This is a genomic window from Kingella bonacorsii (genome assembly GCF_016623605.1).
GTDB classification, from domain to species: domain Bacteria; phylum Pseudomonadota; class Gammaproteobacteria; order Burkholderiales; family Neisseriaceae; genus Kingella_B; species Kingella_B oralis.
This window is the reverse complement of the sequence record NZ_JAEHNZ010000001.1, coordinates 604,624-618,528: the sequence shown is the minus strand read 5'-3', so window position 1 is coordinate 618,528 and position 13,905 is coordinate 604,624. Positions and strand designations below refer to the sequence as shown.

Annotated in this window: 14 protein-coding genes; 8 read left to right on the top strand and 6 right to left on the bottom strand. The window is 56.4% G+C overall.

Translation table 11 applies throughout. The features are described 5' to 3' along the window. Positions 1–27: 27 nt before the first annotated feature. The 4 genes from JDW22_RS03290 to trpS form a co-directional block, all read right to left on the bottom strand. Positions 28–2,043: an LTA synthase family protein gene (locus JDW22_RS03290; protein WP_200521695.1), complete on the bottom strand. Its 2,016-nt coding sequence runs from the start codon at positions 2,041–2,043 to the stop codon at positions 28–30. 97 nt (positions 2,044–2,140) lie between these two features. Beyond that, positions 2,141–3,067 (bottom strand): phosphoserine phosphatase SerB, encoded by a 927-nt coding sequence (gene serB / locus JDW22_RS03285; protein WP_329610692.1) that lies wholly within the window; start codon positions 3,065–3,067, stop codon positions 2,141–2,143. Positions 3,068–3,301: 234 nt separating this feature from the next. Then, positions 3,302–4,249: a thioredoxin-disulfide reductase gene (gene trxB, locus JDW22_RS03280; RefSeq protein ID WP_200521694.1), complete on the bottom strand. Its 948-nt coding sequence runs from the start codon at positions 4,247–4,249 to the stop codon at positions 3,302–3,304. A 123-nt stretch (positions 4,250–4,372) separates the two neighbouring features. Next, a complete protein-coding gene (trpS, locus tag JDW22_RS03275) occupies positions 4,373–5,380 on the bottom strand; it encodes a tryptophan--tRNA ligase (RefSeq protein WP_200521693.1) in 1,008 nt (335 codons plus the stop codon). Positions 5,381–5,483: 103 nt separating this feature from the next. Here trpS and grxD point away from each other — a divergent pair, with 103 nt between their 5' ends. Further along, positions 5,484–5,801 carry a Grx4 family monothiol glutaredoxin gene (gene grxD, locus JDW22_RS03270; protein WP_003794676.1) on the top strand — a complete coding sequence of 106 codons (318 nt, stop codon included), beginning with the start codon at positions 5,484–5,486 and terminating at the stop codon, positions 5,799–5,801. Between the two features lie 167 nt (positions 5,802–5,968). Continuing rightward, on the top strand, positions 5,969–6,196 hold the full coding sequence (locus JDW22_RS03265) for a hypothetical protein (protein ID WP_200521692.1): 228 nt from the start codon (positions 5,969–5,971) through the stop codon (positions 6,194–6,196). Positions 6,197–6,262: 66 nt separating this feature from the next. Here the strand turns inward: JDW22_RS03265 and serC are convergent, their stop codons facing one another. Both serC and JDW22_RS03255 read right to left on the bottom strand, forming a co-directional pair. Further along, positions 6,263–7,363, bottom strand: coding sequence for a phosphoserine transaminase (serC, locus tag JDW22_RS03260; protein ID WP_200521691.1), 1,101 nt, complete (start codon positions 7,361–7,363; stop codon positions 6,263–6,265). Positions 7,364–7,612: 249 nt separating this feature from the next. After that, complete coding sequence (locus JDW22_RS03255) at positions 7,613–8,371, bottom strand: TatD family hydrolase (protein WP_200521690.1); 759 nt, start codon at positions 8,369–8,371, stop codon at positions 7,613–7,615. Between the two features lie 57 nt (positions 8,372–8,428). Between JDW22_RS03255 and JDW22_RS03250 the strand changes: the two genes are divergently transcribed. The 6 genes from JDW22_RS03250 (at position 8,429) to JDW22_RS03225 (ending at position 13,785) form a co-directional block, all read left to right on the top strand. Beyond that, a complete protein-coding gene (locus JDW22_RS03250; protein WP_200521689.1) occupies positions 8,429–8,776 on the top strand; it encodes a hypothetical protein in 348 nt (115 codons plus the stop codon). Between the two features lie 48 nt (positions 8,777–8,824). Next, positions 8,825–9,505, top strand: coding sequence for an alpha/beta hydrolase-fold protein (locus JDW22_RS03245; protein WP_200521688.1), 681 nt, complete (start codon positions 8,825–8,827; stop codon positions 9,503–9,505). 66 nt (positions 9,506–9,571) lie between these two features. Continuing rightward, positions 9,572–10,312: an SIMPL domain-containing protein gene (locus tag JDW22_RS03240; RefSeq protein ID WP_200521687.1), complete on the top strand. Its 741-nt coding sequence runs from the start codon at positions 9,572–9,574 to the stop codon at positions 10,310–10,312. 150 nt (positions 10,313–10,462) lie between these two features. Continuing rightward, complete coding sequence (locus JDW22_RS03235) at positions 10,463–11,734, top strand: GntP family permease (RefSeq protein ID WP_200521686.1); 1,272 nt, start codon at positions 10,463–10,465, stop codon at positions 11,732–11,734. A 96-nt stretch (positions 11,735–11,830) separates the two neighbouring features. After that, positions 11,831–11,986, top strand: coding sequence for a hypothetical protein (locus JDW22_RS03230; RefSeq protein WP_200521685.1), 156 nt, complete (start codon positions 11,831–11,833; stop codon positions 11,984–11,986). Between the two features lie 665 nt (positions 11,987–12,651). Beyond that, entirely contained in the window at positions 12,652–13,785 is a 1,134-nt protein-coding gene (locus JDW22_RS03225; protein WP_200521684.1) for a glycerate kinase, read from the top strand. Positions 13,786–13,905: the final 120 nt, after the last annotated feature.

The following is a 13,905-nucleotide window of genomic DNA, read 5'->3' as shown; positions in this document are numbered from 1 at the left end:
ACCAAATCAACAAGCGCAGTCCCCGCGCTATTTTGTCCCTGCCACGATGCGGTTGAGCTGCCATTCTAAAAATGGGCTGTTGGCGATGGCTTGTTGGATGATTTGTTGGTCGGCGGGGCTGGGGGTGCTGGGTTGCGGGTTGGCAATCAGGGTGTCGCCGTTTTGCCATGTGCGGTATTGCTGGTTTTTGGTGTTGTAAAAGCCGTTGTCGGTGAGGATGACTTCGGGGTTGTAGCCGTAGCCGCAGAACGGGTTGTCGGCGGTTTCGGCGGGGGCGGTGAGGTTGCAGCCTGTTTGGTAAAACTGAGCTTGCGACAGGCTGAGCGCGTACAGCGTGGGGACGATGTCTTTGTGCGAGCCTGCGCGCTCGGGTTGGTATTGCGCCCCTGCGCGGTATTCTGGGGGAACGTACAGGTAAAACGGCACGCCGTGCCCCAGCGCGGTGTCTTGCAAGGCGGGATAGCTGATGGCGCGCATGTTGTGGTCGCCCGTGGCGGCGATGATGGTGTGTGGGCTGGTTTGTTTCACTTGGCTGACGAAGTTGCCCAGTTGGTCGTTGCTGTATTTGTAGGTGTTGAACACTTCGTTGAGGGTGTCGCCTTGGGCTAGGCTGGATAGGCGGCTTTGCTCTTGGGCGGTGAGGTGGAAGTTTTGGCGTTGATGCGGGGCGGGCAGTTGGTAGGGTGGGTGGTTGGTGATGGAAAGCAGCATGATAAACACGGGCTTGCCGTCTTGCTCGGCGCGTTTGAGTTCATCGGCGGCGTAGCGGAACATGTATTCGTCGGGGATGCCCCATGTGGCGGAAACGGCTTGCGGATAGCGGGTTTTGATGGTGTTTTCGTCAACGATTTCGTCTGCGCCCAGATGACGGATAAAGTTGTCAAAATCGCGCCAGCCGCCGTTGCCTGCGGTGATGTACACAATGCGATAGCCCGCTTGTTTATAGGGCGTGAACAGGTTGGTGGGGAAGGGTTTGTTTTTGGCGAGCGATTGGCTGATGTTGTTGCGCGGCGAGCGGATAAAGAAGCGGTGCAGGCTGTCGCTGGTGCCGTCGCCCTCGGAAACGAATTTGTGGTACACCCAATCTTGCTGAAAATGGGTTTTCAGGCTGCCTAATAGGTTGCGCTCGGGGTTGTCGAACGCGAGCAGGTGCGCGCTCATGCTTTCCATCACGGCGAAGACTACATTGGGCTGATGTTGCTCTACGGCGGGGTTTTTCGGCGTGGTGTGGAGAAATTGGTTTAAATCGGCGTTGGTGGTTTTGCCGATAAGCTGGCTGATGATTTTCGCGCCTTCGGCTTCGGACACGGGGGCGAAGTGGTTGCTGTTGCGGTAGTCGTTCCACGCCCAGCTCAGCGAAGTGAGCGCGTTGGGCACGAGCTTGTTGACTTGCTGCACGGCGGAAATATACACGGCGGATTGGCGCAGCGGGAACTTGCCAAACGAGCCGCGGATGCCGATGGCCAGCGCGATAATCGGCAACAAAACGGCGGCAAACCACACGCCTTTGCCCGCGGCGGCTTGCGGGTTGATGCGGCGGGTGCTGCGTTTGAGCAGCCATGCGAACAGCGCGATGGCGGCGGCTAAGCCGATGAAGCCGCGGATAACGGGGTAGTCCGACCACATGGTTTTGACCACGGCGCGGGTGTCTTCATCAAACAGACCGAAGATGAATACGTCAAACTGGCGGTCGTACACGGTGAAATAAAACCAGTTGCCGATAGCGGCGGCAAAGACGACGGCAAACAGCGCGGCTAAAAAGGCAGCCTGAAAACGCTGCCACAGGCGGGCGGCGGCGGGATGCAGCAGGCTGAGTAGTCCCAGCAAAAAAGGCAGGGCGACGGCGATGCTGGCGACTTTGATGTCAAACAGCAAGCCTTTGGTGAACAGCGCGGCGGTTTCCAGATGGGGCTGGCTGCGGATGCTATCGGGCACGAAATGGCGGAACATCAGCCAGCGCTCGGCGGAGAACAGGATAACGATGCTTGCCCAAAGGATGAGCAGTTGGCGGATTTGGCTGCGGTAGTAAGCGAGGCGGGTCATGGTTTCAGGCTGCTTTTGATGGTTAAGAGATGGGGGATGACGTTATGGGTGTTTTAGCTACGCTGAACTTCGTTTCAGGCTGCCTTAACATGCGAAATCATGTAAACAACCGCCGCACCGCTTCCCAGCCGTGATGGCTGATGGCAATGGACACCGCCGCTTGGGTTTTGGGCTTGGCATGATACGCCACGCCAAAGCCTGCGGCTTGCAGCATAGGGATGTCGTTTGCGCCATCGCCAATCGCCAAAACTTGCTCGCGCGTGGCGCCGAGGGCTTGGCGGTGTTGGTTGAGCAAATCGGCTTTGGCTTGCGCATCAATCACGCTGCCCAGCACCTTGCCCGTGAGCTTGCCATCCACAATTTCAAGCTGGTTGGCAAACGCCCAATCCAGCCCCAAGCGGGATTGCAGGCGGTCGGTGAAATAAGTGAAGCCGCCCGATACCAGCAAAAATCGGATGCCGTGCGCTTGGCAGTCGCGGATAAAGTCTTCCGCGCCTTCTGAGAGCGCGAGTTTGTGTTCATACACTTCGGCAAGCCGGTTTTCAGGCTGCCCTTGCAGCAGAGCGACGCGATGGCGCAGCGATTGTTCAAAGTCCAATTCGCCTTGCATGGCGCGTTCGGTGATTTCGGCGATTTGGTCTTTGAGCCCCGCGCTCGCGGCGATTTCGTCAATGCACTCAATGGTGATTAAGGTGCTGTCCATATCGCTGACTACCAGTTTTAACGCGGCAAACGGCGTGTCGGGGATTAGGGCGTAGTCAATTTGCTGTTGCTGAAATTCAGCGGCGGCTGCGGCGGGCAGACGGGGGTAATCGCCATGAGTGGGCAGGCGAAGGATGTCGTTAGGCAGCGTGGCGGGCAGGTCAAAATAGTGGCGGCTGATGGGCAGCGCGGCGCGGGCGAGGTGGGGCGATTGCAGGATAAGGGTTTGGGGCATGATGGGTAGAAGGGATTGCGGGGATGAGGCAGCCTGAAATCTAACATGGAGCGGCGACGGCTCGTCGCCAAATAGTTGATTCAACATGATTGGGTTGATTGAAAATAGGTCGGTAAGCTGCTGACGCTCCATCGGTTGCAGGGTTGGCGAAGGTTTCGGATTTTGGGGAATAGGCAACCTGAAAAGGGATAGGGCGTTTCAGGCTGCCTTTGGGGTTGGCAAACAAGGGCGCATGATTTTTTGCCATGCACTCTACGCCGTATATTTAAAACGCTAAGGCAGCCCGAAACCGCAAAAATGGTTTTCAGGCTGCCTGTGCGCTTATGCCTGACTATCCAGCCAGCGTTCCGCATCCAACGCCGCTTGGCAACCGCTTGCCGCGCTGGTAATCGCTTGGCGATACACATGGTCTTTCACATCACCCGCCGCCCACACGCCGTCCACATTGGTTGCGCCTGTGTTGCCATCATTGCCGCCGCGCGTAATCAGGTAGCCCGTGGCATCCATGTCCAGCTGCCCTTTGAAGATTTCGGTGTTTGGCTGGTGCCCGATGGCGATGAACACGCCTTTTACTGCGATGTCTTCGCTGCTGCCATCGTTGTTTTGCAAGTGCGCGCCGGTTACGCCCGCGTCGTCGCCCAAAATTTCGGCAAGCTGGGCATTGGTTTTCAGGATGATTTTGCCTTCGTCCACGCGCTTCATCAGTTTTTCTACCATGATTTTTTCTGCGCGGAACGTGTCGCGGCGGTGGATTAGGGTAACGCTGCGGGCAATGTTGGCCAGATACAGCGCTTCTTCCACCGCCGTGTTGCCGCCGCCCACCACGGCAACATCTTGACCTTTATAGAAAAAGCCATCGCAAGTGGCGCAAGCGGATACGCCGCGCCCTGCAAACGTTTCTTCGCTGGGCAAGCCCAAATATTTGGCGGATGCGCCTGTTGCCACGATGAGCGCGTCGCAGGTGTATTCGCCCATGTCGCCTTTGAGCGTGAACGGGCGGCGTTGCAAATCCACGCTGTTGATTTGGTCAAACACGATTTGCGTGCCAAAGCGTTCAGCGTGTTTCAAAAATTGCTCCATCAATTCAGGACCTTGCACGCCATCGGGAAACGGAGGGTAGTTGTCCACTTCGGTGGTGGTCATCAACTGCCCGCCTTGCGCCATGCCTGTGATGATAACGGGCTGCAAATTGGCGCGCGCGGCGTAGATGGCGGCGGTATAGCCTGCGGGGCCTGAGCCGAGGATGATGAGTTTATGATGTTGAGCCATTTTGTTTTTCCTTATGAATGTGAGGTTTAGGGTTTCAGGCTGCCTATTGCATTAGCCAAAGGCAGCCTGAAAATGGGGCAAGCATGGGCAAAAACAAGCGCACTGCCTAGCAGGAGCTTAACACTATTTCAGCGTGCGAATGCCCACCGCGTCTTTGGCTTCTGCCAGCAGTTCTTTCGCTTCGGCGCGGGCTTTGGCTGCGCCCGCTTGCAAGATGTCTTCGATGCGCGAGGGGTGGGCAATCAAATCGTTGTACACATCGGTTTTGTCGTCTAACTCTGCGCCGATTTTGGCAGCGAGCAGTTTTTTGGCTTCGCCCCAAGCCAAGCCCTCGTTGAGCATTTTTTCAAATTCGCGCGTTTCTTCTGGCGTGCTGAATGCTTGGTAGATTTCAAACAGCGGGCTTTCGTCTTTTTGCTTGGGTTCGCCCGGCTCTTTGAGGTTGGTTACGATTTTGTTCACCGATTTTTGCCGTTGCTTGGGCGTTTGAAACAGCGGGATGGTGTTGCCGTAGGATTTGGACATTTTGCGCCCGTCCAGCCCCACCAGCAGTTGCACGTTTTCATCAATTGCGGCTTCGGGCAACACGAAAATCTCTTTGCCAAAGCGATGGTTAAAGCGTTGGGCGATGTCGCGCGCCATTTCAACGTGTTGGATTTGGTCGCGCCCGACGGGCACGCTGTTGGCTTTGAACATCAGAATATCGGCGGTCATTAAGATTGGGTAGCTGTATAAGCCCATTTCAATTTCGTAATCAGGGTCTTGATTTTCGGCGATATTTTTGTCCACAGAGGCTTTGTAGGCATGGGCGCGGTTCATCAAGCCTTTGGCGGTGATGCAGGTTAAAATCCAGTTGAGTTCTAGGATTTCAGGGATGTCGGATTGGCGGTAAAACGTGGTGCGTTCGGTGTCCAAGCCGCAGGCGAGCCATGTGGCGGCGACGGCGCGGGTGGATTCGTCTATCATCGCTGGGTCGTGGCATTTGATGATGCCGTGGTAGTTGGCGAGAAAGAGGTAGGATTGGGCGTTGTCTTGCGCGGCGGCGCGGATGGCGGGGCGAATGGCGCCTACATAGTTGCCCAGATGGGGGATGCCTGTGGTGGTTACGCCTGTGAGGATGCGGTGGGTCATGGGGATGCTCGTTGTGTTAAAAAGAGGGGGCAAATCTTAACACAGGCAGCCTGAAAAATCGCTATAATCGCGGTTTTTTCACACCCTATCAAAGGACACAACAATGAGCATTCAAGAGCAGATTAAAGAAGTGGTTACCACGCATCCGATTGTTTTATTTATGAAAGGCACGAAGCAGTTTCCGCAATGTGGGTTTTCTTCTCGCGCGGTGCAAATTTTGAAAGCGGCAGGCTGCGAGAGCTTTGCCACGGTGAACGTGTTGGAAAACGATGAAGTGCGCCAAGGCATTAAGGAATTTAGCAACTGGCCTACGATTCCGCAGCTTTATGTGAAAGGCGAATTTATCGGCGGGGCGGATATTTTGGCGGAGATGTTTGAGGCGGGGGAATTGCAGGAATTGTTGCAGAGCGTTGAAGCGTAAGCGTTGACGGATGTTTTCAGGCTGCCTTTGGGTTTGTTCCATAAGGCAGCCTGAAATGTTTTTGTAACAGGGGGATGGGGTTTCAGGCTGCCTTTGTTTACTTAAAGGCAGCCTGAAAATGAGATGCGCGATGGAGCGGTGACGGCTCGTCGCCAAATGTGTATTCAATGGACTTTGCTGGTTGGCAAGATGTCGGCGAGCCGCCGACGGGCTATCGGTTACAGGTTTGGCAAAGGTTTCAGGCTGCCTTTTGCGGTGCAATCCAAAGGCAGCCTGAAAACAAACGAATGCGGCATCATAATGAACGCGGGCGAAAATATTGGCAGCCTGAAATGGTTACCCCGCGTTCTTACGGCTTGCTGGCAAGCCGTGCGCTGGCAAAAGTTGAGGTTTAACGCGCGATTAGTCTTTTGGCGACGAGCCGTCGCCGCTCCATTTATGCGGCAGCCTGAAAACTATCATTACCCATTCTTGCGCTGAAATTCACGCATAAAGCTCGCCAGCGTTTCCACGCCTGCGAGCGGCATGGCGTTGTAGATGCTGGCGCGCATGCCGCCGATGGTTTTGTAGCCCGCCAGCGATTGCATGCCGTTTAGCGCGGCTTCTTGGATGAAACGCGCGTCTAGCTCGGGGTTGCCCGTGCTGAAAATCACGTTCATGCGCGAGCGGGCTTCGGGGGCGATGGGGTTTTGGTAGAAGCCGCCGCTTTGGTCTATGGTTTGGTAGAGTAGGGCGGCTTTGCGTTCGTTGACGGCGGCGATTTTTGCCACACCGCCTTGGGTTTGCAGCCAGCGGAACACCAAGCCTGCGATGTAGACGGCGTAGGTGCAGGGGGTGTTGTACATGCCGTTGCGGTCTAGGTGGACTTGGTAGTTCCACACGTTGGGGATTCGGTCGGTGCAGCGTTGCAGCAAATCTTCGCGGATGATGACCACGGTTGCGCCCGCCATGCCGATGTTTTTTTGCGCGCCTGCGTAAATCACGCCGAAGTCGGACACGTTAATCGGGCGCGACAGGATTTCGGAGGAAAAGTCGCATACCACGGGCGGCGCGTCGCTGCCGAGCTTGGGGACGGGGTGGTATTGCACGCCGTTGACGGTTTCGTTAATCACATAATGCACAAAGGCGGATTGGGGGCTGATGTCCCATGTTTCGGGCGCGGGCAGGTTGGTGTAGTTGAACTGTTCGCCACCGTGCGCGGCGATGTGAACATTGAGATGCGGCGAGAGTTTGCCCATTTGCTCGGCGGCGATGCGCGACCAGTTGCCTGTAATCACGGCATCTACGCGCTGATGGTTTTGCGCGAGGTTGAGGGCGACTTGGGTGAACTGCGCCAATGCGCCGCCTTGCAAAAATAGGATTTTGTAGTTGCCGGGGATGTTCATCAGGCTGCGCAGGTCTTGCTCGGCGTGGTGCAGGATGCTGAGAAAGGCATCGGAGCGGTGCGACATAGTCATCACGGATATGCCTGTGCCGTTGTAGTCCAGCATTTCTTGCTGGGCGGTGCGCAGCACGCTTTCGGGCAGGGTGGCGGGGCCTGATGAGAAGTTGTAAACGGGCATGGTGGGCGTTCCTTTTTGGGGTGGGGAAATGGTGGGGATTGTAGGCGCGGCGTGTTAAGTTTTGCAAGGATGGCGTGGCTGCGCTTAATTTTCAGGCTGCCTATTATTTCAGGCTGCCGTCTTTGTAAGAGCTGTAATCAATGGAGCGTCGGCGGCTCGTCGACATGGTGCCAACCCGTAAAGCTGTTACACATTAAACATGCTCTTTGGCGACGAGCCGTCGCCGCTCCATTTTGTGTTTCAGGCTGCCTATCGTTCCAGCAACGCCGCTAAATTCTGTTCACACGCGCCCGCCAGTTCATCCAGCGTCATGCCACGCAATTCGGCAACGATTTGGGCAACGCGCAACACGTTGGCAGGCGTGTTTTGCTTTTCAGGCTGCCCAAACGGGCTGTCGGTTTCCAATAACAAAGTGTCCAACGGCAACTGCTGCGCGGCAATGCGGGCTTTTTTGGCGCGCGGGTTGAGCAGCAGCGAGCCGATGCCGATTTTGAAGCCGCGTTGCATCAGCAGCCGCGCTTCTTCTAGGCTGCCTGAAAAGGCGTGGGCGATGCCGCCTTGCGTGAATTTTGCCGACTGGATGGCTTGGACGATGGCGGCGGTGGCGCGCAGATTGTGCAGAATAATCGGGCGGCGATATTGCTGGGCAAGCGCAAGCTGGGCTTGGAAGGCTTGGATTTGCGCGGCGCGGCGTGCGGGCGGCTCGGTTTTATCGTAAAAATCCAAGCCGATTTCGCCCACCAGCAGCGCAGGCTGTTGCGCCAAATGCTGCGCCAATTCGTGCAACACGCTGGCGTTGGCTTGCTCGGCATACCACGGATGGATGCCCAGCGCGATGGCGCGGATTTCAGGCTGCCTCAACAACGCGAGCGCGTTTGCCCAATCGGCGTGTTCGGCGGTGGGCACGATAAACTGGCTCACCTGTGCGGCGCGGGCTTGGGCGATGATTTGCGGCAGCCTGAAAAACAGGGCGGGGTGGGTGAGATGGGTGTGGGTGTCGGTGAACATGGCATTAATCGTTAACATAAAGCGTGTTACTTTTAACACAATTAAACAATGATTAAAATGGTGCGCACTCATCGGCGCGGCTGTTTATCGTTTAATAGGCAGCCTGAAAACGGGTTGAGCCGTGCCGTTTTAGCCGTTTTCAGGCTGCCTTTGGGAACTTTTATGCCGAACCATACCCCAACCCAAATCATCCAAACCGCGCAACAATGCGCACTCGCGCAACGCGCCCAGCAAGCCAACCATTTGAAACGCTGGAAACAGGCAGCATTTGCCGTTGCCATTTTTCCGCCGCTGTTGAGCCTGATTTTAGCGTGGCGACACACGGGCGAATTACCCACATCGCTGCTGCTGTGGTTTGCTGTGATGCTTTTGATTGCTGTTAACGTGTTCAAAAAGCCCCAATAACCCCAAGCCGTTTTCAGGCTGCCTTTCCATTCCAACCGATAGCTCCTTATGACCCGAAACACCCTCACCCTGCAAAACCGCGAACTCACCGCCTACCTCCCCGCCCGCCACCGCCCCGATGCCCCCACGCTGCTGATGTTCCCCGACAGCCCCGCCGAAGCCGACGCGCTCGCTGCACTGCTGCCCGACTACATCGCACTACTTGCCCTGCCCGAAGCCCACTGGGAACACGCCTTCACCCCGTGGCGCGCGCCCAAGCTGTTTGCCAAAGGCGCAGATTTTGGCGGCAGCGCAGACGAAACCCTGCGCCAATTAACCGAACAAATCCTGCCCGAAGCCGAGCGCGAACTCGGTTTGCAGCCGCAATGGCGCGGCTTGCTCGGCTACTCGCTGGCGGGGCTGTTCGCGCTCTATGCCGCCTACCGCAGCGATTTTTTCCAACGCATCGCCAGCGTTTCAGGCAGCCTATGGTTTGACGGCTGGGGCGATTTTGTTGCCACGCACACGCCCGAAACGCTGCCGCAAGCCGTGTATTTCTCGCTGGGCGGCAAAGAAGCGCAAAGCCGCAACCCGCGCATGGCCGCCGTGCAAACCGCCACCGAAGCCGTGTTCGCCTGTTGGCAGCAATACGCCTGCCCCACCACGCTGGAAATCAACGCAGGCGGGCATTTTGACAATGTGCCGCAGCGGCTAGCCCAAGCCGCAGCATGGTTGATAAAGGCAGTTTGAAAAGCGCATAATAGCGGCTTAGCGATTGTTTTTTGTGTGTTTTTTTTTTTGTGAAAGGATAGCACGATGAGCGACAACAAAATTCTCCCCGCCATCATTCTCGCCGCGGGCATCGCATCAGGCGCAGGGCTGCTGGGGGCGCAATTCAAAAACCTGCGCCAACCCGGCACGATTACCGTGAAAGGGTTAGCCGAAGCGCAACACAACGCCACACTCGGCACATGGCGCGTGGGCGTGGAAGCATGGGGGCAGGATTATGCCGCCGCGCTTAAAGCCAACAAGAAAAACCTTGCCGTGCTCCAAGGCTTTTTGAAAAAGCAAGGGTTCCCCGATGATGCCTTGCAGCTGGGGGAAGTGGACGTATCCGGCCACAGCGAAAGCTATTACGATGACAACGGACGCGAGCGCACGCGCAAAAACGGCTACGATGCCGCGCGCTACATCACCGTAACCACCAAAGACCTCGCCGCGCTGCAAAAAGCCCTGTCCGCCATCCAAGGCTTGCGCGCCGAAAACGAAAACATCACCTTTGGCGAACCCAAATACTTTTTGGACAATTTGGAAAGCATTAAGCGCGATTTAATCGCCAAAGCCACGCAAGATGCGAAAGTGCGCGCCGATGAGTTCGCCAAAACAGGCAACGCCCGCGTGGGCGCGATGACTTCCGCCTCGCAAGGCTCGTTTGACATCAAAGCCGCAGGCGTAACCGATGAAGACGGAGACGACAGCTACGGCGGCAGTTACAGCACCAGCACGATTGAGAAAAAAGTGCGGCTGGTGGTAACGATTCAATACACAATTGAATAACGGCTAAAACCACGCTTTGCCGCGCTGTTTACAGCAAAATCAGGATGACTAAATATTTTAGTCATCCTTTTTTTGTAAAGCATTTGACACACACGCTTACACATCCTTAACATACGCGACTACATCTCACTACATCCTAAGGAGAAAAGAATGACCGTTTCTGTAAGCGCATTGGGCGCAATCGTGGCATTGGTGGTTGCCATTGGTTTGATTTTGCGAAAAGTGCCGCCTGTTTACGGCATGATGGCAGGCGCGTTGATTGGCGGCTTGGTGGGCGGCGCGGATTTGGTGCAAACCGTTACGCTGATGATTGACGGCGCCAAAGGCATCACCACCGCCGTGATGCGGATTTTGGCGGCGGGCGTGTTGGCAGGCGTGTTGATTGAATCGGGCGCGGCAACCGTCATCGCCGAAACCATCGTGAAAAAGCTGGGCGAAACCCGCGCCTTGCTGGCATTAGCCGTTGCCACGCTGATTTTAACGGCGGTGGGTGTGTTTATTGACGTTGCCGTGATTACCGTGTCGCCGATTGCGCTGGCTTTGGCGCAGCGCGTGGATTTGTCCAAAATGGCGATTTTGGTGGCGATGATTGGCGGCGGCAAAGCGGGCAATCTGATGTCGCCCAACCCCAATGCGATTGCCGCTTCCGACACGTTTAAAATACCGCTTACCTCGGTGATGGTGGCGGGCATTATTCCCGCGGTTTTCGGGCTGGCGCTAACCTATTTGCTTGCCAAACGCCTAACCAAAACAGGCACGGCGGTCGCGCCCGAAGAAGCGATGGCGCACACGCCCGATGGGCACTATCCCTCTTTTGCCGCCGCGATTGCTGCGCCCGTGGTCGCCATTGTGTTGCTGGCGTTGCGCCCGATTGCGGATATTAAAATCGACCCGCTGATTGCTTTGCCTGTGGGCGGTTTGGTGGGCGCAATCATTATGGGGCGGTTTAGCAAAATCAACGATTACGCCGTAAGCGGCTTGGGCAAAATGTCGGGCGTGGCGATTATGCTGCTGGGCACGGGCGCGCTGGCGGGGATTATCGGCAATTCAGGCTTGAAAGACGTGTTGATTGATTCGCTCACCGCTTCGGGCTTGCCCGCCTATCTGCTCGCCCCCGTTTCAGGCAGCCTGATGTCGCTGGCGACCGCTTCCACCACTGCAGGCACCGCCGTTGCATCCAACGTATTCAGCGGCACGCTGCTGGATTTGGGCATCAGCAGCTTGGCAGGCGCAGCGATGATTCACGCAGGGGCAACGGTGTTTGACCATATGCCGCACGGCTCATTCTTCCACGCCACAGGCGGCAGCGTGGGCATGGCGATTAAAGAGCGGCTGAAAGTTATCCCTTATGAAACCGCGGTGGGCTTTATTATGACGGTCGTCTCCACCTTGATTTTTGGCGTGTTTCGCTGGTTTGGCTAGGCGGTTTGGTTTCAGGCTGCTTTGATGCGCAGAGGCAGCCTGAAAACAGGATTACCCATTTCAGGCTGCCTCAGCTAGGTTTAGCCAGAGCACGGCTTGCCAGCAAGCCGTAAGGGCGCGTGGACAATTTTCAGGCTGCCCACTATCGCGCCCGCGTTTAGCCGTAGGGTGGGCAACTCGTTTGCCCGCCGTAGCCAAGGGAAATATTTTCAGGCTGCCTCAAACGCAGGCGAAAATATTGAGGCAGCCTGAAAACAGTTTCGCGCCGCTAGATTGGCGTAGGGTGTGTGGCTTTGCCACGCACCATTTATTCAGCATGGCTAAACTGTGTGTGGCTGCCTGCGCCGCACACCCTACTTACTTGCCCAAATGCAGGCGTAAGATAAAGCAGCCTGAAACGCAATGGAGCGGCGATGGCTCGTCGCCAAACAGTTAATTCAACGTGGTTTGTTGGTTAGCAAGATGTCGGCGAGCCGCCGACGCTCCATCGGTTGCAGGTTTTGTAAAGATTTCAGGCTGCCTCAAACGCAGGCGAAAACATTGAGGTAGCCTGAAAACGGTTTCGCGCCGTAAGGTGTGTGGCTCTGCCACGCACGCGGTTTGAAAAATCTCAACCTAAGCCCGCGTGCGTGCCTACGGCACACACCCTACTTGCTAGGGCTGTTTGCAACAAGTGTGTAGGATGGGCAACTCGCTTGCCTACCGTAGCTAATGGAAAACATTTGCTGGGCAGCCCGTTGCCCACCCTACACCCCAAACTCCTTTTCAGGCTGCCTCCCCCTCGCCCCGCTTAAACGCGGGCGCAACATAAGGCAGCCTGCGTAGCGAAGCGGAGTTGCGAAGCTAAAACACCCCCCGCGCCCCCTACGGCTTGCCCGCAAGCCTTGCGCTTTCCCCAAACCAACAAGGACACCCCCATGAAAATCATCATCGCGCCCGATTCCTTTAAAGAAAGCCTCACCGCGCTGGAAGTCGCCGAGGCGATTGAAGCGGGCTTAAAAGCCATTATGCCCGATGCCCAATACGTCAAAATCCCGATGGCGGATGGTGGCGAAGGCACGGTGCAATCGCTGGTTGATGCCACCGCTGGCACGCTGCACACCGCCGAAGTAACCGCGCCGCTTGGCAATCGCATCGCCGCGCACTATGGCATTTCGGGCGACGGCAAAACCGCGATTATTGAAATGGCAGCAGCTTCGGGCTTGCATCTGGTGCCGCCCGGCGAGCGCAATCCGCTCATCACCACCAGCTATGGCACAGGCGAATTGATTTTGGCGGCGTTGAATCACGGCGTGGAAAAAATCCTGCTCGGCATCGGCGGCAGCGCAACCAACGATGGCGGCGCGGGGATGCTGCAAGCCTTGGGCGCAGATTTGCTGGATGAACACGGCGCAGCCATTGGCTACGGCGGCGGCAGTTTGGCGCAACTGGCGCGGGCGGATTTTTCCCGCTTGGATGCGCGTTTGCAGCAGGTCACGCTGGAAGTGGCTTGCGATGTGAACAATCCGCTGTGCGGCGAAAAAGGCGCGGCGGCGGTGTTCGCTCCGCAAAAAGGCGCAACGCCCGAAATGGTGCGCACGCTGGATGCCAATCTGGCGCATTTTGCCCAAATCATTCAACGCGATGCAGGCAAAGACATTGCCAGCGGCGCAGGCACGGGCGCGGCTGGCGGCATGGGTGGCGGCGTGTTGCTGTTGCCACAAGCGCAGCTGAAATCGGGCGTGCAAATTGTGATTGATTACGTCAAGCTCGCCGACCAAATTCGCGATGCCGATTGGGTGATTACAGGCGAAGGGCGGATGGATGCGCAAAGCGTGCACGGCAAAACGCCTGTTGGCGTGGCGCGGGTGGCGAAACAGTTTGGCAAGCCCGTGATTGCCTTGGTGGGCTGCCTGCGCGCCGATTATCCCGCTGTTTACGATTGCGGCATTGACGCGGTGTTCCCGATTATTCGCCAGTTAGACACCTTGGAAGCCACGTTGCAGCATGGCAGGGCGAATTTGCAATCGGCAGCGGAAAATGTAGCACGCTTGTATTTCGCTTTAAAATGAAAAACATGGCTCAACAAATCGGCTGATGCCAATCCAAACAGCCTCTTTTGTTGAGCCTTATTTTATTTTTAGATATTAAGAACGATTTGTATTTGCTACTCAACATCCGTATAATCCGCG

Bases quoted from the DNA above. Each gene is read 5' to 3' on its own strand.
- JDW22_RS03265 (WP_200521692.1), top strand. From the start codon at position 5,969: ATGGACTTTGCTGGTTGGCAAGATGTCGGCGAGCCGCCGACGGGCTAT.
- JDW22_RS03240 (WP_200521687.1), top strand. From the start codon at position 9,572: ATGAGCGACAACAAAATTCTCCCCGCCATCATTCTCGCCGCGGGCATC.
- JDW22_RS03225 (WP_200521684.1), top strand. From the start codon at position 12,652: ATGAAAATCATCATCGCGCCCGATTCCTTTAAAGAAAGCCTCACCGCG.
- JDW22_RS03255 (WP_200521690.1), bottom strand. From the start codon at position 8,371: ATGTTCACCGACACCCACACCCATCTCACCCACCCCGCCCTGTTTTTC.
- JDW22_RS03290 (WP_200521695.1), bottom strand. From the start codon at position 2,043: ATGACCCGCCTCGCTTACTACCGCAGCCAAATCCGCCAACTGCTCATC.
- JDW22_RS03250 (WP_200521689.1), top strand. From the start codon at position 8,429: ATGGTGCGCACTCATCGGCGCGGCTGTTTATCGTTTAATAGGCAGCCT.
- JDW22_RS03245 (WP_200521688.1), top strand. From the start codon at position 8,825: ATGACCCGAAACACCCTCACCCTGCAAAACCGCGAACTCACCGCCTAC.
- trpS (WP_200521693.1), bottom strand. From the start codon at position 5,380: ATGACCCACCGCATCCTCACAGGCGTAACCACCACAGGCATCCCCCAT.
- serC (WP_200521691.1), bottom strand. From the start codon at position 7,363: ATGCCCGTTTACAACTTCTCATCAGGCCCCGCCACCCTGCCCGAAAGC.
- grxD (WP_003794676.1), top strand. From the start codon at position 5,484: ATGAGCATTCAAGAGCAGATTAAAGAAGTGGTTACCACGCATCCGATT.
- serB (WP_329610692.1), bottom strand. From the start codon at position 3,067: ATGTTGAATCAACTATTTGGCGACGAGCCGTCGCCGCTCCATGTTAGA.
- trxB (WP_200521694.1), bottom strand. From the start codon at position 4,249: ATGGCTCAACATCATAAACTCATCATCCTCGGCTCAGGCCCCGCAGGC.
- JDW22_RS03235 (WP_200521686.1), top strand. From the start codon at position 10,463: ATGACCGTTTCTGTAAGCGCATTGGGCGCAATCGTGGCATTGGTGGTT.